8 protein-coding genes are annotated in these 21874 nt (G+C 53.5%); all 8 read left to right on the forward strand.

Features of this window, described 5'->3' with window-relative positions; genetic code table 11:
• Nucleotides 1–1482 precede the first annotated feature (1482 nt).
• The 8 genes from tkt to DMN77_RS11310 all read left to right on the forward strand — a co-directional run bounded on the left by tkt (nt 1483) and on the right by DMN77_RS11310 (nt 21862).
• Nucleotides 1483–3510 carry a transketolase gene (tkt, locus tag DMN77_RS11275; RefSeq protein WP_179015004.1) on the forward strand — a complete coding sequence of 676 codons (2028 nt, stop codon included), beginning with the start codon at nt 1483–1485 and terminating at the stop codon, nt 3508–3510.
• A gap of 36 nt (nt 3511–3546) precedes the next feature.
• Nucleotides 3547–3903, forward strand: coding sequence for a pyrimidine/purine nucleoside phosphorylase (gene ppnP, locus DMN77_RS11280; protein WP_068780030.1), 357 nt, complete (start codon nt 3547–3549; stop codon nt 3901–3903).
• A gap of 791 nt (nt 3904–4694) precedes the next feature.
• Nucleotides 4695–5756 carry a glycosyltransferase family 2 protein gene (locus tag DMN77_RS11285; RefSeq protein WP_179015005.1) on the forward strand — a complete coding sequence of 354 codons (1062 nt, stop codon included), beginning with the start codon at nt 4695–4697 and terminating at the stop codon, nt 5754–5756.
• Nucleotides 5757–6545: 789 nt separating this feature from the next.
• Nucleotides 6546–6929 carry an aspartate 1-decarboxylase gene (gene panD, locus DMN77_RS11290; RefSeq protein WP_068780032.1) on the forward strand — a complete coding sequence of 128 codons (384 nt, stop codon included), beginning with the start codon at nt 6546–6548 and terminating at the stop codon, nt 6927–6929.
• A gap of 28 nt (nt 6930–6957) precedes the next feature.
• Nucleotides 6958–19116, forward strand: coding sequence for a non-ribosomal peptide synthetase (locus DMN77_RS11295; RefSeq protein WP_179015006.1), 12159 nt, complete (start codon nt 6958–6960; stop codon nt 19114–19116).
• Nucleotides 19117–19375: 259 nt separating this feature from the next.
• On the forward strand, nt 19376–20248 hold the full coding sequence (locus tag DMN77_RS11300; RefSeq protein ID WP_179015007.1) for a CPBP family intramembrane glutamic endopeptidase: 873 nt from the start codon (nt 19376–19378) through the stop codon (nt 20246–20248).
• Nucleotides 20249–20252: 4 nt separating this feature from the next.
• Complete coding sequence (locus tag DMN77_RS11305; protein WP_179015011.1) at nt 20253–21062, forward strand: CPBP family intramembrane glutamic endopeptidase; 810 nt, start codon at nt 20253–20255, stop codon at nt 21060–21062.
• Nucleotides 21059–21862 (forward strand): CPBP family glutamic-type intramembrane protease, encoded by an 804-nt coding sequence (locus DMN77_RS11310; protein WP_179015013.1) that lies wholly within the window; start codon nt 21059–21061, stop codon nt 21860–21862. The genes DMN77_RS11305 and DMN77_RS11310 overlap by 4 nt, the downstream gene beginning before the upstream one ends.
• Nucleotides 21863–21874 lie beyond the last annotated feature (12 nt).

Genomic DNA, 21874 nt, shown 5'->3' on the forward strand with positions numbered 1-21874 from the left:
CCCACGCGAAGCGGGGCGGGCAAGAGCCCGCGCGCCCGGCGCCGCGGGCGGAAGCCCCGGCCTCTCCTCCGCAGGAGGAGGCCGGGGGGCCGCAGGCTGGCGCAGGCGAAGCCGCGCCAGCGGGGGACGCGCTTGGCCGGCTGCTTGCAGCCAAGCGGCGCGGCAAGCGCTAGCGCTGCGGCTGGATGCTCGCCGCAGCGGACAGGGAGGTCTCCAAGCCGATTTTCCGACTTGGGGACCTCCCTTTTGCATTTAGCCTATCACTAGGCACATGGACATAATTGACCGTTAGCGTTGATAGGTTTGGCAGACAGTTCCTCTAACGGACAACGATGTCCACTACAAGGAGAATATGCTGCGGAAAAGCGTAATTACTGCTTCTAATGGTCAAAAGTGCCCGTTGGAGGAGCGTATTGTTTTTTTCTCGCTCGATCAGTCATTATTGACCGATCGATAAAGCCCGACCACGAGGGCTTCAGCTTCAGATGCCTGCGTTCGGAAATACTGAAACTGTTACGTCAGGAGTTAGGAAGTACTTTGCTGTAAACAAAGGAGCAGTAGAGATACTGGTCCCTACTGTGTGGAGTTTGCTTAAAACAGTAAGACATTGCGACTGTAAGATTGGGAGACAAGCAGTCATCACCGAGTGTATCGAGTGTATATTGTATTGTCTGACGTCTGGGCAAATCCGCTAACGAAACTGTGAAACGTTATATTGCTTAAAATGGGGGCAAAATAAATCTAACGAAACACCATATCGCTATTGGAGCAAAAATCAACGGTTTGGCCTTATTTTTGAGCGAATAGCGATACCCAGTTTCGTTAAAATTAGCAGGGGCGCTTTTTGCGTAAAATAACGATTGGTAGTTTCGTTAGATTTTGATTTGCGGGGCAGGATCGTAGCCAGAGAGGGGTCACGGCCACATTTGTATCAGAATGATGCGTATCGGCCTCGCGGTCCGGCAGTCACCCACCCGAACGAAGCCCATTAAGTAGGACCCAGCAGTTGATTTGACCACAGCAATAGGAGCTTTACTCCAGAGCAGGGGCATACGTATTATGCCTGTGGTGAACTCAAACTGATCGATCCAAACATCCGGGAGTTCGAGGGAGCGGTGATCTGCATCGTTGTGTTGTAGTTACTCTTTTCCTCATATTGATCTCGCATTGATATGGAGACGGTTTCTCTTTGAGCAACATAATTAATTAAATAGCGGGAGCTTGAACTTAATGCTAGCCGGGTACATACGGGACAAAGTTAGTTTGATTTGTATGCGGGGAAGCTTTGTGAAACACAGGTTTTCGTTCCTGCGCGGTTTGCGTAATTCCCAGCTCCAGGAATGGCAATAATGGTATGGAAAAGGTATACTTGAAGTGATATAATGAATAAAGTCAAAATGATTTTTTCAAATTGAATGTTTTGTGAGAAAAGGTACGTCCAACTGTCAGTTATATCTCTTCATTAACTAAGGAGGAAACAAAATGCCAGTGTCAGACAACAACAATACGATTGAAAATCTGTCGATTACGACGATCCGTACGCTTGCGATCGATGCGATCGAAAAAGCGAAATCCGGTCATCCGGGGATGCCAATGGGCTCCGCGCCAATGGGGTATCAATTGTTCGCGAAGACGATGAATCATAACCCGGAAAACCCGACTTGGGTGAACCGCGACCGCTTTGTGCTGTCCGCAGGTCACGGCTCCATGCTGCTCTATAGCTTGCTTCATTTGAGCGGATATGATCTATCTCTTGAGGATCTTAAGCAATTCCGCCAATGGGGAAGCAAGACGCCTGGTCACCCGGAATGGGGGCATACAGCTGGTGTTGATGCTACAACCGGACCGCTTGGTCAAGGGATCTCGATGGCTGTCGGCATGGCAATGGCTGAGACTCAATTGGCTGCAACCTACAACAAGGATGATTTCAAAGTTATCGATCATTATACTTACGGCATCTGTGGCGACGGCGACTTAATGGAAGGCGTAGCTAGTGAGTCTGCTTCTCTGGCAGGCCATTTGAAGCTGGGGAAACTGATCTTCCTGTACGATTCCAACGATATTTCGCTGGATGGCAAATTGAATCTTAGCTTCTCCGAGAATGTAAGACAACGCTTTGAGGCTTATGGCTGGCAGACGCTGCTCGTTAAAGACGGCAACGATCTTGATGCGCTGGCAGCAGCGATTGAAGAAGCGAAGGCTGATACGGAGCGCCCTACCCTGATCGAAGTGAAGACGGTCATCGGCTATGGCAGCCCGAACAAGCAGGGTAAAGGCGGTCACGGCGGTACGCACGGTTCCCCGCTTGGTACTGAAGAAGCGAAGCTGACTAAGGAATTTTATAAATGGGTATATGAAGAGGACTTCTATGTTCCTGAAGAGGTGCGCGAGCATTTCGCCAAAGTGAAGGAGCATGGAATTGAAGCTAATAAAGCATGGGATGCAGCTTTTGCTAAATACAAGGCGCAATATCCTGAGCTGGCAGCTCAATTTGAAAAGGCTGTAGCTGGAGACCTGCCTGAGGGCTGGGATGCTGACCTTCCTAAATATAACGCTGAGGACAAAGCGATTTCTACACGCGTTGCTTCCGGTAAAGCCCTGAATGGACTTGTAAACCGTGTACCGCAACTGCTTGGCGGCTCCGCTGACCTTGAGAGCTCGACGATGACTCACCTGGACGGCATTGATATGTATACACCGGATACCCGTGGCGGACGCAATTTGTATTTCGGCGTACGCGAGTTCGGCATGGCAGCGGCGATGAACGGGATTATGCTGCATAGCGGATTGAAAGTATTTGGCGGTACTTTCTTCGTATTTACGGATTATCTCCGTCCTGCTGTACGTCTGGCAGCTTTGATGAAATTGCCGGTAACTTACGTACTGACTCATGACAGCATTGCGGTTGGGGAAGACGGACCAACGCATGAACCGATCGAACAATTAGCTTCCTTGCGTATCATTCCAGGTCTGACTGTAATCCGTCCGGCTGACGGTAATGAGACCTCCGCTGCTTGGGCATACGCGCTGGAGAACAAGGAAAACCCTGTAGCACTTGTCCTGACTCGTCAGAACCTGCCTATTCTGGAGAAGAGTGCTGAGCTTGCTCGTGAAGGCATCCAACGCGGCGGCTATGTCGTATCTGATGCGAAGGACGGCAAGCCAGTGGCGCAAATTATCGCGACAGGCTCTGAAGTACAGCTGGCTGTGAAGGCTCAAGCGGCTCTTGCAGAAGAAGGCATTCATGTACGCGTCATCAGCTTGCCAAGCTGGGATCTGTTCGATAAGCAAGACAAGGCTTATAAAGACTCGGTTATTTTGCCTGAGGTCAAAGCTCGCGTCGCTGTGGAAATGGCGCATCCATTCGGTTGGGAACGTTATGTGGGCGAGCAAGGCTCGATCATCGGCATTGATACCTTTGGGGCATCCGCGCCTGGCGATAAGGTTATGGCTGAATATGGCTACACCGTTGAAAACGTAGTGAAGCATGTGAAGGAACAATTGAAATAAAGAGCAAGCAGCGGTTCTGTGAGGGGAGCGGGAAGTGTGACGCAGGAGTGGAGAAATGTAACAGTTGAGAAGGCAGCCAACATTTATTTTGACGGCCGGGTAACGAGTCGTACCGCATGGCTTCATGACGGCAGTAAAATCACGCTTGGCATCATGCTTCCCGGGGAATATGAATTCCATACGAATTCGATGGAGGTCATCGATGTCATTTCCGGTGAGATGAAGTTCCTTCTCTCCGGAGAGACTTTGTGGCGAGAAATTAACGGCCGGGGAACGTTTTCTGTTCCTGCCCATTCCTCGTTCAAGGTGAAAATTCATAGTGTAACCGACTATTGCTGCTCTTTTGGCTCGGCAGCTTGTGAGAATAAACCTATAGATGGAACACAGCAATAAGGACTGACTCCATAGCGTTGAGTCAAATAAAAGCACCTTCAAAAGAAAGCTCCCATGTCGTAAGATGTGGGTGCCCATTTTGGAGGTGTTTTTGTCTTGAGACAAGAGTTGGCTATCTGTCAGCGGCGATTGGGTTAACAGTTTCGAAACCAGCCTTGGTGCGTAGTTCTCCTTATCTGCTTCTCTAGTACCAACCATTTTTTGCGCTGGCTAACAGCAACTGCGAAAGTCCCAGTTAAGCGCCTTTTTTTGGAGGCGAGATCTTTAAGAACCCGCGCGGGGTTTCACCAGTCTTTCTTCAGTTTAACCCAGAGCCTGAGTAAAAATCGTCTGGCGTACTAGAGACATGAATATTGTACTTCGCAGCCGCAGCGAATAGGGAACTGTCTTTTATCGCTTAGAAACTGCCCTGAGCTATCGCTTGGTTTCCCGCGTATCGATTATTTGGTACAATCGTAGGATTACACATCCTCTCCAATTCTTGGACAAATAAATTTAAGATTGATATGGACTAAAGAAGAAAATGAATAGGAGCCTTGGAAAGCAAAAAATGGCTTCAAGGCGACCTGTGGCGCTCTGCCTGTGTAAATGAAGAGAGGTCTTTTGCTTTTGCGTTGCGAAGGTTGAGTAAGAAGCTGGCTGCATGTCTTTCATTGAATCAGGACTTTTTGACTAATAAGCAGGGTTCGCTTAGTTCGCTGCGTGCGTTTTGGACTTGACGGCTTCCAGCTTCCACATTTACACTGACGATGGTTTACGCCATTTATTTTGTAACGATTGGAGTGAAGCGAATGGAGCAGCTGATAAGCATTGTGATGCCAACGTACAATCGGGCTCAGATCATTTCCGGCGCAATTGAGTCCATCTTGCGGCAGTCCTACGCCAATTGGGAGCTGATCGTCGTTGATGACCGAAGCATGGATCATACGGAAGAGGTGATCCGCGAGTGGATGCGCAAAGATGCGCGGATCCGCTATGTCCGCAATGAACGGGAAAAGGGACCGGGCGGTGCGCGAAACACGGGGATGCTGGAGGCGCAAGGCGATTATTTGGCGTTCCTTGATTCCGATGACGAATGGTATCCCTGTCATTTGACGGACAGCATGAGCACGCATGCGCTGACGAAGGCGGATATCAGCTTTGCGCTGTGGGTAGAACGACACGGCGATATTACCTCCTACAACTTTGAGAATAAGGTAGAGCGGTATCTGCTGAATTCAATGCGAACAACGTTCGAAACATGGAATGACGGCGAAACGATTGTTTTTGAAAAAGGCTTGTTCGAGGCATTTTTGTCGCATACGCGCAATTTTTTTCAACTGAACACGATGGTATTTCGCCGGGAGCTGTTGGACGAAGTTGGCTTGATCAACGAACACTTTTATCTGGGGGAAGATACAACCTATCTGATCCGTTTTTTCGATAAATACAGAATTGCCCTGCAAACCAAACCTCATTCCGTCTACCAAGAGTCTCCCGATAGTCTCTACTTTTTCTGCGACCGCTGGCAGCTTGATCCCGATACAATTCATCTCAACGAGGAAGTCTATAAAAAAATCGAGGGACTTAGCTTCAAGTCCATCAAAGTACGCGAGCATCTCCGGGATTTAGTGGCACAGTCCGATACCGTCAGTAATAAAGCGACACAGCTCTCCTACATCGATAACGGCATTGCAAGCAAATATTATACGCTCAGTTATTTGAACCGTTACGACCGCAAAAAAGCACTCCACTATTGCCGCCAATCCCTTCGTTACAAAGTTTCGATTTTTAATCTGTTTTTGCTCGTCAAACTGCTGTTTTCAAGCAAGAGCGGAAATGCTTTTTTGCATAGGGCTCTTAATTTCTGGTAGATCTATTCAAAAAAAAGTAAAAGAATTTCCCCCTTTATTGTAAGATTGTCTCCCTATCGCAAGTGAAGGTTTCGCACTACTATAAGGGTAGGTTTCAATAAATTTCCTATTCATGAGAAAAGTGTTTATTTCGCTACGACACTTTAATTCGTTACCGCTATACCTGATTACAAGGTATGATTTCCCCCAACACAGCCCTAATCGCCGGTATGATGGGCAGCTGTGATGTACAAGCCACGTTTGTTTCTACTGTCACAATTTTCAATCAACTGGAACCTGCATAATAGCAAAAACCTGCCTAATAAGCATAACCTCGTCCAATCACATGAGCTTCCTGGTCAGCAAGAATTCACAAAAGGCTATAAGCTTGGCCTAGTCAGTAAGAATCCACCAAAGCATGAGCTTGCCGTAATTAGCAAGAATCCACAAAGGGCATCAGTTTGCTCAATCAGTAAGATGCACAAAAAGCATAAGTCTGCCAGTCAACAAGCCCCTTACCATTAACATCGCATAAGATCACCCATTCAGCTTGCCCCACACATATGCTTGAACTTGCCTAATTCCGTATGAACAGCGGTATTGGCGCGAATTTGCTGCCGAATATTGTTGAACTTGTCTTGGTTGCCTGCTCCTACTTGTTCTTTTTCGTTAAGGCTGGAAAAACAATGTAGGTTTATTTGCACTCTGAATGTTCCTGAAAAAGAATATTTGGAAAATAACGCTAGTTATAAGAAGTTTGCAAAGTTTAGTTTTTCCAAAGACCACCCTACAAGGAGAGTGAGTGTATTCATGTTTAGAGAGATGCATAAGTCCAAAATTCATCGGGCTGTCGTGACGGAGGCCAATTTGAATTACGTAGGAAGTATAACCATCGATCAGGATATTTTGGATGCATCGAACATTCTGGAGAACGAGAAGGTGCAGGTTGTCAATATTAATAACGGGGCCAGGCTGGAGACGTATGTCATATCCGGCCCAAGCGGCTCGGGAATGGTTTGCTTAAATGGCGCTGCTGCCAGACTGGTGCAGCCGGGCGACCGGGTTATTATTATTTCTTATGCAATGATGGAGGAATCGGCAGCCCGCACGTATCGTCCGCATGTCGTCATTATGGACGAGCATAATCGCATCGTAACGGAGGAGTATCAGGAACTGCATTCTACAACGCTGTGATAAAGAACAGAACGGAGGGTTGCCGACGATGAAAACCATTCGTAATTTGTCCGGCGTATTGCTGGCGCGCAAGGAAAATAATGCGGGGATTTTATTTTGCGAAAGCGGTCATGAGCGCTATTTGTCGTACGGCCAATTACTGATATCAGCTGGAAGGGTGCTCCACGTGCTGCGCGAGCGGGGCTTGGAGCCAGGCGACTTTGCCGTTATGCAGACAGAAGATAACGAGCGGTTTATCCTTCTATTTTGGGCTTGCGTGCTCGGCGGCATTATCCCTGTACCAGTGACGGCGGCGCGTACGGACGAAGGTCGCAAAAAGCTGATTCAGATATGCAAGCAGTTGGAAGCGCCGAGATGGCTCTGCGATGAAGAGCTTTTGCCGGGAATTCAAGGCTATGCTTTGAAACACGGGGAGGCGGAGACGCTGGCCCAGCTTGGCTCCAGCAGCATGCCGATGGCGGAAGTGCTTGCAGCGGCTGTGGATGTAGACCGACCCGAGGCCGAGAACTATGACGCTGGCGAGACGGACATCGCATTCATTCAGTTTACCTCGGGCTCTACGGGAGACCCGAAGGGGGTCGTGCTGACGCATGGCAATCTTCTGTCAAATATGCGCGCCATTATCCATGGAGCGCAATCGACGGACCGGGATTCGTCGCTAAGCTGGCTGCCGCTGACGCATGATATGGGGCTTATCGGCTTTCATCTTGCGCCGCTGTTTTGCGGCATGAATCAATTGCACTTGCCGACCTCGACATTTGTGCTTCATCCGATGAAATGGCTGGAACTTGCGCATAAGCATCGGGTAACATGCCTCTCTTCGCCAAATTTCGGTTATGTGCATTTTCTGCAGCATTGGAAGCCGGAAGCAGCGGCGGCATGGGATTTGTCTTGTGTCAGGTTGATTTTTAACGGGGCAGAACCGATATCAGCCGTCTATTGCCGCGATTTTCTGGAAGCGATGAAGCCGTACGGGTTAAGGGAAAATTGTATTTTTCCAGTATACGGGCTTGCGGAAGCGAGTCTGGCTGTGACGTTTCCGGGAACGGAGGATCGCCTGAATACCGTTCAGCTTGAGCGCCAATCGCTCGCGATCGGACAACCTGTGCGAATGGCTGAGTACGGGGATTCGGCTGCGATCGAGATCGTCGAGCTGGGTTTTCCCGTGCAGGAGTGCAAGGTGCGCATTTGCGATGAAGCGGGGAATCCATCTTCAGCAGGCAGCGTAGGTTTGATTCATATTAGTGGCCGCAACGTTACAAGCGGCTACTACAAGCGGAGCGAGGCCAACAAGCAAACGATTACCCCGGATGGCTGGCTGAATACGGGAGATTTGGGTTTCTTGTTGGAAGGGCGTTTATATGTGACCGGCCGCCTGAAAGACGTCATTTTCGTCAACGGGCAAAATGTGTATCCACATGACCTGGAGGCGTTGATCAGCGGTCTGAAGGGGGCTGAACTCGGGAAAGCGGCAATCGCTGCCGTTCAGGATGCAACGACCAAACGGGATGCCATCGCAGTTTTTATTCAGCATCGCGGCAAGATCAGCGGATTTATGCCGCTGATAGCTGAGGTGAAAAAGCTGCTTAACGGATCGGCCGGCCTGGACGTTGCTTTTGTTGTCCCCGTTCGGAGAATTCCGAAAACGACCTCCGGCAAAATTCAACGTTATGTATTGGCGGAAGCGCTGCGCGAAGGTAAGTTTGCCGAATTGCTTGCCGAGCTGGCGGAGCTGGAAGCGGTGGCCCCGTGTAAGCAGCGTCATGCGGAAGATGGCGATGCTTTACGTGGGGATGACGGCTTGGGGCCGGCCACGGAGGCGGAGCAACGGATCATGTCCATCTGGCGCGAGGTGTTGAAAAAGGATGAGATAAGCCGGAAGGATGGTTTTCTCGAGCAAGGCGGCAATTCGCTCAAGGCGGCCTATGCCTCGGCCAGGCTGCAGGAGGCGTTTGGCGTTGAGCTGACGCTTACCGAATTGTTTTTGCATGATACGGTGAGTTCGCTGGCCGTTTTGCTGGAGCAAAAGGCCCAGGAAGAAGAAGGAACCACCGCCGCTGCTGCGCCGCTGGCAGCTAAAGCGGAGGAGCAAACGGTTTATCCGGCGACCTCAGCACAAAAGCGGCTGTTCATTTTAGAAGAGCTGAATCCGGGGCTGCTCAATTACCATTTGCCGTTTGCAGTCCGGGTGAAGGGTCCGCTTGATACCGAACGATTCCGCATTGCGTGGCAGGCGCTGATAGAGCGTCATCCGGCGCTGCGTACGTCTTTTTATATGGAAGAAGGCGATGTGCTGCAGCGCATCGAACAGACGGTCGAGCCGCCGCTTGCCGTCATTGACGGAAGCGGCTGGACGGCATCTGATCTGGAGCTGCGGCAACGCAGCTTCCTGCAGCCGTTTCGTCTGGAGCAAGCGCCATTGCTGCGTATGGAGCTTGTGCACCTGGAGCGCGAGTCAAGTGTGCTGCTGCTGGATATGCATCATATCATTACGGACGGAACGTCGATGGGCATTTTGATGTTCGAGCTTACGAAGTTTTATGAGGGGGACGGGCTGGAGCCGTTGTCCATTCATGCCGGGGATATCGCGCTGTGGGAGGAAGCGGGCCGCAGCGACGGCTGGCTGGAGCGTCAAAAGCTTTATTGGCGCGAACTCTTTCGGGCTGGCGTGCCGTCTCCGACGCTTCCGTCCACCCGCCCAAGGCCGCAGACGCCAAGCTATCGCGGGGCAATTGAGCGCTTCGAGCTGGAGCCGGAGCTTGCTGAATCGCTGCGGGCGATGGCTAGACGGGATGGGGTGACCTTATACACCGTGCTGCTCTCGATTTATTATGTTCTGCTTGCAAAATATACAGGCGAATCCGACCTCGTTGTTGGCACGGCAGCTGCAAGAAGGGTGCGGCCGGAGCTGCAAAGTGTAGTCGGGATGTTCGTCAACATGGTTCCAATCCGCCTGCGCGGTCAAAGTGATTTACGCTTCGACCAATGGCTGAAGCAGGTTAATGGAGAGGTGCTGGCGGCGGTTGGCAACGGGGATGTGCCTTATGAAGAGATTGCCGAGCTGGCGAATGTGAAGCGGGAATATGGGCGAAATCCGCTGTTCGATTCGGTGTTTACACTGCAAAATATGGAGCTGCCCGAATGGCGGAGCAAGGACGTCGTTTATACGCCCCAAGCGATAAATAGCGGCTCGGCCAAGTTCGACCTGACTTGGGAATGCGCGGATGACGGTGTTAGTATCGCATTTACGCTGGAATACGCGCTCGATTTGTACGATGAGCGGGCCGCTGCACAATTGACCCGGCATTATGCAGCGCTGGCCCGGGCCGTCGCCGCACAGCCGCATGCGGCGCTTGGCGAGCTTGATCCCGTCAACGCCCGGGAGCGGGAGCGACTGCTTCGGCTTGGCCGTTCATTCGCCATGCCGCCGCAGGAACTGTCACTGCACAGGCTGTTCGAACGGCAAGCGATAGAGACACCTCAGCAAATTGCCGTTGAAATGGGGGAGCAGGCGTATACCTATAGCGAGCTGAACGAACGCGCTAATCGGCTTGCTCATAAGCTTGTACGGAGCGGCGTAACGCATGGGGTGAAGGTGGCGTTGCTGCTCTTGCGCTCGCCCGATATGATTACGGCGATATTAGCTGTGCTGAAAGCGGGAGCTGTGTATGTGCCGATCGACCCGCAATATCCTGAAGAGCGGATTCTGTTTATGCTTCAGGATACAGAGGCGCGAATGATCATGGCTGCGGCTGAAACGGCGGAGATAGCTGCCCGACTTGCCGGAGACCGCATAAATGTCTTTAATATGGATGGGCTCGATACGAGTTGGCCCGGCGAGTCCGGCCATGATCTGGACATCGACGGCTCGGCGGACGATCTCGCTTATATCATGTATACCTCCGGCTCGACGGGCAAGCCAAAGGGGATTATGACCACGCATCGCAATATATCCCGAATTGCCGTTGATACCGATTATGTAAGCATTTCGAAAAACGATGCGCTGTTGCAGCTTTCCAACTATGCGTTTGACGGATCAACGTTCGATTTGTACGGAGCGCTATTGAACGGTGCGAGACTGTTGCTGGTTGGCGAGGAAGAGGTTGCTGATGTCATACGACTGGCCGAATTGATCGAGGATAAAGGCATCACCGTATTCTTTGTGACGACGGCGCTGTTCAATACGCTGGTCGATCACGGGCTGGAGTCGCTCCGCGGCCTGCGCCATATTTTATTTGGCGGAGAGCGGGCTTCCGTGCCGCATATTCGCAAAGCGCTTCACACGCTTGGACCGGGTGTACTGTTGCATGTCTATGGCCCTACGGAAACGACGGTGTTTGCTACCTGCTATCCGATCACAGAAACATGGGCCGAACTAGGAACGGGCACCGTCCCGATCGGCGCGCCGATCGCTTGTTCGGAAACGCTCGTGTTAAATAAGCAGGGCCGATTGCAACCGGATTGGGTGCCTGGCGAGCTATGGATTGCGGGTGACGGTGTTGCATCTGGTTATGTGAATTTGCCGGAGCAGACCGCTTCGAAGTTTCGGCCGCATCCGTTCCGAGAAGGCGAAATCGTGTACCGAACCGGCGATCTGGTGCGCCGTTTGCCTGACGGAAATTTGGAGTTTCTGGACCGGATTGACAGTCAGGTCAAACTGCGAGGTTACCGGATTGAATTGGGTGAAATCGAGAACAGGCTGCTGGAATGCACGGGCATCAAAGAAGCGTTTGTGACGCTGATTGAGAATAATGGAGCGCCGTATTTATGCGCTTATATCGTTGCGGTGCAAACCGAAGGGCTGGCAAGCGTACGGAGCCAACTGACAGGCAAGCTGCCGGCATTTATGATTCCCGCTGCGGTTGTACAGTTGGAGAAACTGCCGCTGAACGCGAGCGGCAAGGTGGACAAAAAACTTCTGCCTGCGCCGGAGCGCGAAGTCCCCTATGAAGCGCCCGCCACAGATACGGAGATCGCTGTTGCAGGATTGTGGCAAGAGGTACTTCATACGCAGCAGATTGGCGCGCTTGACCATTTCTTTGAGCTTGGCGGCCATTCTCTGAAGGCGGCCGCATTGACCTCGGCGATCTACAAGCATTGTCGGGTGCGCATGCCGCTTCCGGAAATTTTCAAGCTGCCGACGGTCAGAGAGCAGGCGGCCTGGATCGACAGGGCTGCCAAGGAAGCTTATGAACCTGTTGTGAGCGCGCCAAAAGCCGTATCCTATCCGCTTAGCCCACCGCAGCAGCGCATATTTTTGGCGGAAAACATAGCTGATATCGGACTTACCTACCATATTCCGCTTGCGCTTAAACTGTTGGGCACGGTGAGTGAAACGAGAATCGGGTTAGCGCTTCGGAAGTTGATCGAACGGCATGAGCCGCTGCGGACTTCCTATCATTGGAGCGATGGCATTCCGTCCCAGATCGTGCACGATTCGGCCGATTTTATGCTTCAAACGGCGGAACTCGCAGAGATGCCGCTTCCGGAATGCATGAGCGTGTTTTTCCGGCCGTTGGAGCTTGCCTCAGTGCCGCTGCTCGCCGCTTGCTATTGCCGACCCGAATCGGAAGGAGCGGAGGCCTATCTGCTGCTCAACATCCATCACATCGCGGCGGACGGCATATCGGTCAAGCTGCTGCTCGAGGAGCTGACCGCTTTGATCGACGGCGCTGAGCTTGCACCGCCGTCTCTGCATTACAAGGATTATGCCGTTTGGCAGGAGCGACAGTCCGGCTCGGAGCGGGCCAAGGCAGACCGAGCGTTTTGGACGGAGCAGCTTACAGAGCTGCCAGCGCCGCTCGATATGCCGCTGGATCGGCCGCGTGGTGATCGTCAGACGTTTGCGGGCGATACGTATACCTTCCGCATTTCGGAAGCGCTCACCGTACGGCTAAAAGAGACGGCTGCAATCGCTGGAGCGAGCATGAACAGTCTGCTTTTTGCAGCGTATGCGCTGCTGCTTAAGGGAACAGCCCATCAGTCGGAATTTGCAATCGGTTCTTTGGCGGCAGGCCGGACGCATCCGGATACAGCCCGGATGATCGGCATGTTCAATCAGTTTCTGCCGATTCATCTGCGGGTAGTAGACGGGTTGCCGATCCTGGCGTTCATTAGCGAGATTCATGGGCGTTTGCTTGCAGCATACGAGCATGGTGATATCAGCTTTGAGCATATGATGGAGGCGGCAGCCGGACATCCGCATGACCCGTCGCGAACCCCCTTGTTCGATACAATGCTGATCGTTCACAACCAGTTTGAAGATGAGAAGCTGGCGGCGCAAGGCGACGGCTGGAGCATGGAGCCCATACCCGTCAGCCACGGAACCTCCAAGCTGGATTTCAAGCTGGATTTTTTCAGCGACGGTGAAGGCGGTCTGCGGGCAGAGCTGGAGTATAATACGGGATTGTTCTATAAAGGCACGATGGAGCGATTGGCGGCGCGGCTGCTTTACATTTTGGAGCAAATGGCCGCCAGCTGCGACCTGATCTGTGGTGAGGTCGCAATAATAACGCCTGCGGAAGAAGCCGCCCTTGCGGCATGGAATGATACGGAACATCCATACCCGGCGGGGAAGACGCTGCACGGATGGTTCGCCGAGTCGGCCCGGCGCTGGAGGGACTTCCCGGCGGTGCGATCGGCCGAAGGCTCGCTAACGTACGGGGAGTTGAATGACCGCGCCGAACGTATGGCTGCCGTGCTAAGAGGCAAGGGGGTTGCGCTTGAAACGGTCGTGCCGATCGCCGCTCAGCGCTCGTTGTCCATGATGATTGCGATCCTGGCGGTGCTCAAGGCGGGAGGGGCCTATTTGCCGATTGACCCGGGGCATCCGTCCGAACGGATCCGCGGCATTTTGGAGGATAGGGAGGCCAGGCTGCTTCTGGCGGGGGCCAAGTGTATTCACACGCTTCCAGCCTTCCAAGGGGAAACGCTCGATCTGGACGCGCTTGCGGCGGCGGCCGCATTGGAGCGGCCGAAGGGCGAAGAAGAAACAGGCCAGTGGACTCAAGCCGGTCCCGAGCATTTGGCGTATGTCATTTATACGTCAGGCTCCACCGGCAAGCCTAAAGGGGTTATGGTGGAGCACCGCGCGGCAATCAATCGGCTGCACTGGATGCAAACGGCTTATCCGCTGAATGAGCGCGACGTTATTTTGCAAAAAACGCCGATAACATTTGATGTTTCCCTATGGGAGCTGTTCTGGTGGAGTTTTGCTGGCGCTTCGCTTTATTTGCTGGAACCGGGCGGGGAGAAAGAGCCCTCCACCATGCTGCGCGCGATTAAGGAGCAGGCGATCACGGTTATGCATTTTGTGCCATCTATGCTGGGGGTCTTTTGGCCCTATGTAGCGGACAGCGGCAGATTCAGCGAGCTATGCTCCTTGCGATACGTATTTGCGAGCGGTGAAGCGCTCAAGCCAACGCATACCGCAGGTTTTTACAGCCTGATAGAGCGCGGCGGCGGTCAATGTCGGCTCATTAATCTATATGGACCGACGGAAGCGACCGTCGATGTCAGCAATTACGACTGTCTGGACGCTACCGCAAGCACGATTCCGATCGGCAAGCCAATCCATAACATCCGGCTCTACATTGTGGACGAGCGGATGAGACCGCAGCCGATCGGCGTGTCCGGCGAGCTGTGCATCGCTGGGGCCGGTCTTGCCCGCGGATATCGCAACAGGCCGGACCTAACGGAGCAAAGCTTTGTTCCGAATCCGTTTGCCGCCGGAGAGAAGCTGTACCGTACCGGCGATCGGGCAAGATGGCTGCCGGACGGCAACATAGAATATTTGGGAAGGTTTGACCATCAGGTCAAGCTGCGCGGTCTCCGCATCGAATGCGGCGAGATTGAGCACGCGCTACTCTTGCAGGCCGGAGTTCATGACGCCGTGGTAATGGCGGTGGACCATGCGGGGGAGCCGGCGCTTTGCGCCTATCTCGTGACAGCAGACGGGAAAATGCCGGAGGAAGCAAGCCTTCGGGCTGAACTCAAGAAACAGCTTCCGGAGTATATGATTCCTTCGCATTTTGTCGCGATGGAAGCGTTTCCGCTAAGTCCGAGCGGTAAAGCTGACCGCAGCCGCCTGCCGCGGCCCCGGTTCGCTGAGCTGGCGGCTCGTGGGGGTGGCGAGGAGGCGGTTACGCCGACGGAGCTGTGGCTGGCCAAGCTGTGGCAGGAGGTGTTGGGTTTGGCCGCCAATGAGTTGGACGAACCTGTGGCGATCGGAAGGGAAGCTCATTTCTTCCAATTGGGCGGTCATTCCTTACGCGCTGCGCAGCTCGCAGGCTTGGTTGAGCAGCGTTATGGAGCGGCATTTGCGATGAAGGATGTGTTTGAGGCCCCCCTGCTGCAGGAAATGGCGGCCCGGATTGATAATGCGGCACCCAAGCGAGCCGCGGTGATCGACCGGGCGGCAAACCGAGCGTTTTATCCGTTGTCACTGGCACAGAACAGGCTGTATGTGCTGCAGCAGCTTTATCCTGAAAGCACGGCTTACAATCTTCCGCTCGTTCTGAACCTGACGGGCAAGCTTGATCAGGACAAGCTTCGCGAGGCGATTCAGGGGCTGATTGACCGCCATGAACCGCTGCGCACTAGCTTTGACTGGGCGGATGGCAAGCCGGTGCAGCGTATTCATAAGCGGGTTTCGCTGGAGCTCGCCGTACATGCCTTCATGGATGCGGCTGATTTGAATACTTTTGCACGGTCGTTCGTTCGTCCGTTCGATCTGCGGCAAGCTCCGCTTATGCGGGCGTTTCTGGCGACAGATGGCGAAGGCCGGCATATGCTGCTGCTGGACATTCATCATATCGTTGCCGATGGCGTGTCCATGAATGTCCTGGCCCGTGATTTCGAGCGGCTGTATCGCGGCGGCTTCTTGCAGCCGCTGGCTATTCACTATAAAGATGCCGCCGTTTGGCAGCAGGAGTGGATGGCTTCGGCAGCGAGAGAGCAGCAAGAGCAATATTGGGCGTCTCGGCTAGCCGGTACGCTTCCTGTCCTGCAACTGCCGACCGATTATCCGCGTCCACTTGAACAAAGCTTTGCAGGCGCCAAGCTTGTTCAGCCGATTCCGGCGGAGCTTGTCGAGGGGATTGCAGCGGCGGTGGCGGAATGGGACGTTACGCCATTTCATATCTGGCTTGCCGCCTATCATACGCTATTGCATCTCATGACCGGGCAAGACGACCTTATTGTCGGCACGCCGCTCGCCGGCCGCTTCCATCCTGCAACCGAGTCTCTGGTTGGCATGTTTGTCAATACGCTGCCGATTCGCAGCAGCCCATCCGGCGAACTGCCGTTCAGAGCGTTCGCCGAGCGGCTTAAAGAAACTGTAATTGCTGCGCTGGACAATGGCTTGCTCCCGGTTGAGCATATGGTGACAATGCTGGATGTGCCGCGCGATCTGAGCCGCAATCCGCTGTTTGATACGATGTTTGTCATGCAGCATATGGAGGTTGGACTAGCTGCGGCGGACGCCCTGCAATTCGAAGCGCAAGTTCCGGACCATCGCGTGGCGAAGCTGGACTTGACATTCGAGATTGCCGATCAGGGCGAAAAAGGCACAGTTTTGACAATCGAATATGCAACGTCGTTGTTTAAGGAAGACAGCGTACGCAGAATGACGGAGTGGTATCTCCGTATTGTCGGTCTTGTACTGGCCGGGCCGGAGCGGCCGCTCGGACAGATCGGACTGCAGGACGACGCAGCGGCGCAGAAGCAGAACGAAGCGTTTAATTGCACAGCCGTGCCGTATGCAAGCGGTGATACGGTCGAGGTTTACCTTGAAAGGCAAACGGCGGAAACACCTCAGTCTGTTGCGGTCGCAGCGGAGGATGGAACATTGACGTATGCGGAATTAAACGAACGGGCGAATCGGTTGGCGCAGGCGCTCAGAAAGCAAGGCGTCAAACGTGAAGAGCGCGTGGCCGTCGTGATGGATCGCAGCCTGGAGATGATCATTGCAATTTTTGGCGTACTCAAGGCAGGCGGGGCTTATGTGCCAGTTGCACCGGGCTTGCCGACGGAGCGGATTCGCTACATGCTGGGCAATTCCGGAGCCACGCTTGTTTTGACGAAAGGCAAAGCCCTGGAAGGGCTGGAGATGTTCCTGCCGTGTATGGATGTTCATGAGACGCTCGCGCAGGAGCGGGAGGGCCTCCCTGTGGAGAAGCTGCACAATTCACGCTCGCTTGCTTATGTGCTGTATACTTCGGGATCGACCGGATTACCGAAAGGCGTTATGATCGAGCATCATTCTGTCGTCAACCGGATCGGTTGGATGCAGAAGCAATACGGACTGGACGCAAGCGGAGTCATTTTGCAGAAAACGCCGATTACCTTTGACGTATCGGTTTGGGAGCTGTTTTGGTGCAGCTTCGCTGGAGCCAAGCTGGTCCTGCTGCCTCCGGGCGGTGAAAAGGACCCTGCGTTAATGATGGATGCAATCGCGCGGCATGGCGTAACAACAATGCATTTTGTGCCCTCCATGCTGCACCTGTTCCTGGAACATCCCCGTTTGCTGCGCGGCGAGGCCAGGCTGGAGAGCCTGAGCCACGTGTTCGCAAGCGGAGAAGCGCTGACTGCGGATCAGGTGCAGCGGTTCCGCGAACGGGTCGGAGTTCCGTTTGATGCCAAGCTTGTGAATCTGTACGGCCCGACCGAGGCGACGGTTGACGTATCCTATTACGATTGCTCTGACGGAGATATTCCGGCTCAGGTGCCGATTGGCAAGCCAATTAATAATATCGCGCTTTATATCGTGAGCGAAGGGGGGAAACTCCAGCCTGTCGGCATAGCCGGGGAATTATGCATAGCCGGGGTTGGTCTGGCACGGGGTTATATCGGCCGGCCCGATTTGACGGAAGAAAAATTCGTCGATAACCCGTTTGCGGCGGGCAGTCTGATGTATCGAACAGGAGACCTTGCCAAATGGCAATCGGCCGGAACGATTGAATATTTGGGCCGAATTGATCATCAGGTAAAAATAAGGGGCCAGCGCATTGAATATGGGGAAATCGAGCATGTGCTGCTCGGTCATCTGGCGGTCTCGGAAGCGGTGGTTATGAAGCGGGACGCCGCAAGCGGAAGTGAATATTTATGCGCGTACATCGTTTGCTCCGAATCTGTGGATCATCAGGAACTACGGGATTTTGCAGCGCTGCGCCTGCCGGATTATATGGTTCCGCCGGCCGTGGTCGAACTGTCAGCCATGCCCCTGTCTCCTAACGGAAAAATTGATCGGAAGGCGCTGCCGGAGCCGGAGATAGCGGCGGATAGCAGCACTCCGTTTGTCGAAGCGGCCAGCGATATCGAACTGGCGATTGCTGCCGTATGGCGCGAAATTCTGCAAAGGGATGACTTTGGCATTCATCATCGTTTCTTCGATGTTGGAGGAGAATCGCTGCTGCTGGTGCGGGCCCATCAACGACTGGAGGAGCTGTATCCCGGCGCTCTCGGCGTAACCGATTTGTTCACTTATCCGACGATCGCCTCGCCCGCGGCTTATCTGGAATCGAGAAATCGCGAGCTCGCGAGCTGGAGTTGGAGCGGTCTGCCGTTGGCTGACGACTGCACAAGCAGCGGGTATGCCGCGGAGCGTATTGGCAGCGTGTTGTTCCAACTCGATCAGGCGGTTGCGGCTGGACTTGCGGAACTTGCGGCATCCCGCTCGGTAACGGTGGAAGCCGCGGCGTATGCCGTCTATCTGTACTTCTGGCGCGGCGAGTCCGGCATGGTCCGGCTTGTGCTTCCGGCACTGATGGACAACGGGCTGATTGCTCCGAAGGAAATTGACTTTGCGGAGGTGCGTGATTTCGATACGCTGCTGCGGCATGCCGCCAGACAGGTGAGTGCGGGAGAAGCTTATGCCGCACGGCAAATCAGAAAACAGCCGCAAGCCGAAGCCGGATTTACTCTATTCCCGTTATTTGCAGGAGCAGTGCAGCATGGGTTCATGGAGCGGGAAGCGCTATTGGAACGATTCGACATTGTGCTGTATATGGATGGCGCTGACGCACCCAGTGGGGCGGAAGGGCCACAGCTTGGCGGGGTATGGATGTACGATGCCCGGCGCCTCGACAAGGAGGCCGTGCTGGATTGGGCCTCTGCTTATCTGGAGCTGCTGTCGAGCGTGGTTGGGCAATATCGCGCCGTGGCTGACAGGGCCGACTCGGGGGCTTAGCTCGAACAAGCAGGGCTGCATCTGGTCCTGACCTTGCCCCGGAGAATACATTTGATAGAGGTTGTATAAAATATCCGCTTTTGATAAGAAAACCAATCGGGGCAATTCAAGGCTGACCAAACAGGCAGCTCGCTTCCCTTTGCCCCCGGGGTTATTTAATCCGAAGTGTCTCGTAAAAATGCGCATCGGAAGCAGTAGATCCAGTACTGTAGGTCTGATTTTTAAACACGTACTGACAGAAGAAGAAAGGAGCTTTCCTGTGAAAAAAGTGTTGATCATGATAGGGAATATCGCGCTTTATCTCGGGGTCTTTTATGCGCTGCTCTACCTGCTTCGCTCTACTTACAATTACGAAGTGACATTGTCCTTCGCCAAGTTTCTGGATCGCAATCCGTCCATGTTTATGGTCGTTCTGTTCACGCTGATTACGCTTGTGTACATGCTCATCTTTCGTATCAAAGGATGGATATGGCCCCATACGGAAAAAAGTCTGTTCCGCGCGTCGGGCTTCAAGCGGCTGAGCGCCTCGCGCGTCTTGCTGATGATCGGCCTGGGGCTTGCCGGAAGCTTGTTCAGCATTGGCCTGATCGTCATTGACGATATTGCCCGGCAATTTCCGTCCATTCCCGCGCTGGTCGACGATCTGATCAGGGGGGATTCGATCTGGTACGTCATTCTGGGTGCCGGTTTGATCGGCCCGGCATTTGAAGAAATATTGTTCAGGGGCCTCATTTTCAGCGAGCTTCGCAGGGTAATGCCGGTATATGTGGCCTTGGTGCTGCAAGCCGCGGCTTACGCTTACTTCCAGCCGAGCGCAGCGCTTTCGGTCATCAGCATCGGCTCCGGCCTGATTTACGGGGCACTGTATTTGCGTACCGGATCGCTGTGGGCGCCTATTCTGGTACAGAATACGGCCATGGGCACCCTCTTTCTATTTAAATCCATCGGGTTTTACGAATGGTTTGACAAGCTGGGCGATGTTTCGCTGTATATCATTACGGCGCTCTGCCTGGCTGCGCTGATTGGAGGTTCCATTTATGTCTGGCGAACCCCTGGCAGCGGAGGCATCGGCGCACGCGCCGATCAAGCGCTGACGGCTGATCTGCCGTCGGCAGCACAAAAGGGAGGCTAACGGCATGAAGGCATGGGGAATGATGCTGGCTCGCGTGGCTGTTGTTATCGGCTTGTATTTTGCATGGTTTTTTACCGTGACGACATTATTTTTCGATTATGTGTACCCCAAAAGCGCGTGGTTTGAACAGAACACGGTCACCGTCATTATTTTGAACGATATGGTAGGGCTGCCGCTCATGCTGTTGGCCTGGAGGTTTATTTTTAAAGAAAATCTGTTCAAGGCGGCTAAGTTCCGCATGATGGGCGGTAAATCGGTAGCGATCGCTTTGTGGATCGGGCTTGGAGCAGGATTATTTACGGTAGCCTTCTCCCGGCTTCCTGTTATTGCATCGGACAAGTACCAGTTCCGTGAATTGTTTGACTACCTGAACCGTGCGGAATGGTATGTATTTCTGGTTTTTTTGATCCTCGGAAATGTTTACAAGGAGACGTTGTTCAGAGGCATTCTGATGAATGAGTTCAGACGCGTTCTCCCGGTATGGATCGCCATTATGATTCAGGGGGTGTTGTACGGGGCATTGTTCTTTTTCGGGGACATCCCGCTGTCGCTATATGGTTTTCTCGGTGCGGTCATTTTTGGGCTCTTGTATGTCTGGTTTAAATCCATCTGGGCGCCGATTGCTGCGCAGGTCGCCTGTCAGGGCAGCCAGTACTTATTATGGCATTACGGGCCGGAGACGACAGATGTTACCGTCATGTCCGTTGCTATGGCCGTAGCGGCCGCTATGATTGCGGTTGGCATCTTCCTTGCGTTTAAGCATCGCCCTTCGATCTCGGAGCCGCTGTCTTCCGAGGGGGTGACGCCGGCGTGAAGGGGCTGCGAATAGCGGGCAATACCGTCCTGTATTTGGTCATTTATGCGGCGATCGTGATGCTCGTCAATCAGGCGCTTTACAACTGGATCGGAGACTCCGGGCTAAAAGACTTTATCGCCGACAATTCCGGCATAGTGCTGATTGTATCCAATATTATCGTGCTTGCCGTCTATCTTCCGCTGCTGCGCCTGCAAAAAATCTCGCTGAAGCATTTGGGGTTTGTTCCCGCGCGCAGCGGATCGTTGCTGCTGTCGGCAGGCACGGGCATCTGGCTCGGTTTGTTTATCGCCTCGTTCACCCGTCTTCCGTGGATAAAAGCAACCTTTCCGCTCATCTCGGATTTGGTCGCTTTTGTCGCCGGCGGAAGCCTGATCATTTTTATACTCGGCAGCTTGCTGCTCGGGTCTTTGCTGGAGGAATGGCTGTTCAGAGGAATGCTGTTCCATACGCTCAGTCAACGCCTTTCGGTTCTGTGGACGGTTCTGCTCCAGGCCGTGTTGTTCGGCGCGGTATTTATGAATATTACGGTCGGCGTATTTGCTGCGCTGGGTGCGATCGTGTACGGCGCCGTTCGCGCTGGTTCGCACTCGCTTTGGGGATCGCTTACGGCCCATGTGTGCAGCACGGGCACCTTATATCTCGTGCTGCAATGGGCGGATGATTGGCCGTCCGGTACGCTTGGACTTTTAGTCCCGATCAGCGGACTTGGCATTGCGGCGCATGTATTGCTGCTGCTGCGTGGGAGCGGCCGAAGGGTGAAAAAGGAACAGACCGTTGGCGATTCTATTACTAGCTAGGAGGGAAGGGCG

The organism is Paenibacillus sp. 79R4 (assembly GCF_013393165.1).
GTDB lineage: Bacteria > Bacillota > Bacilli > Paenibacillales > Paenibacillaceae > Fontibacillus.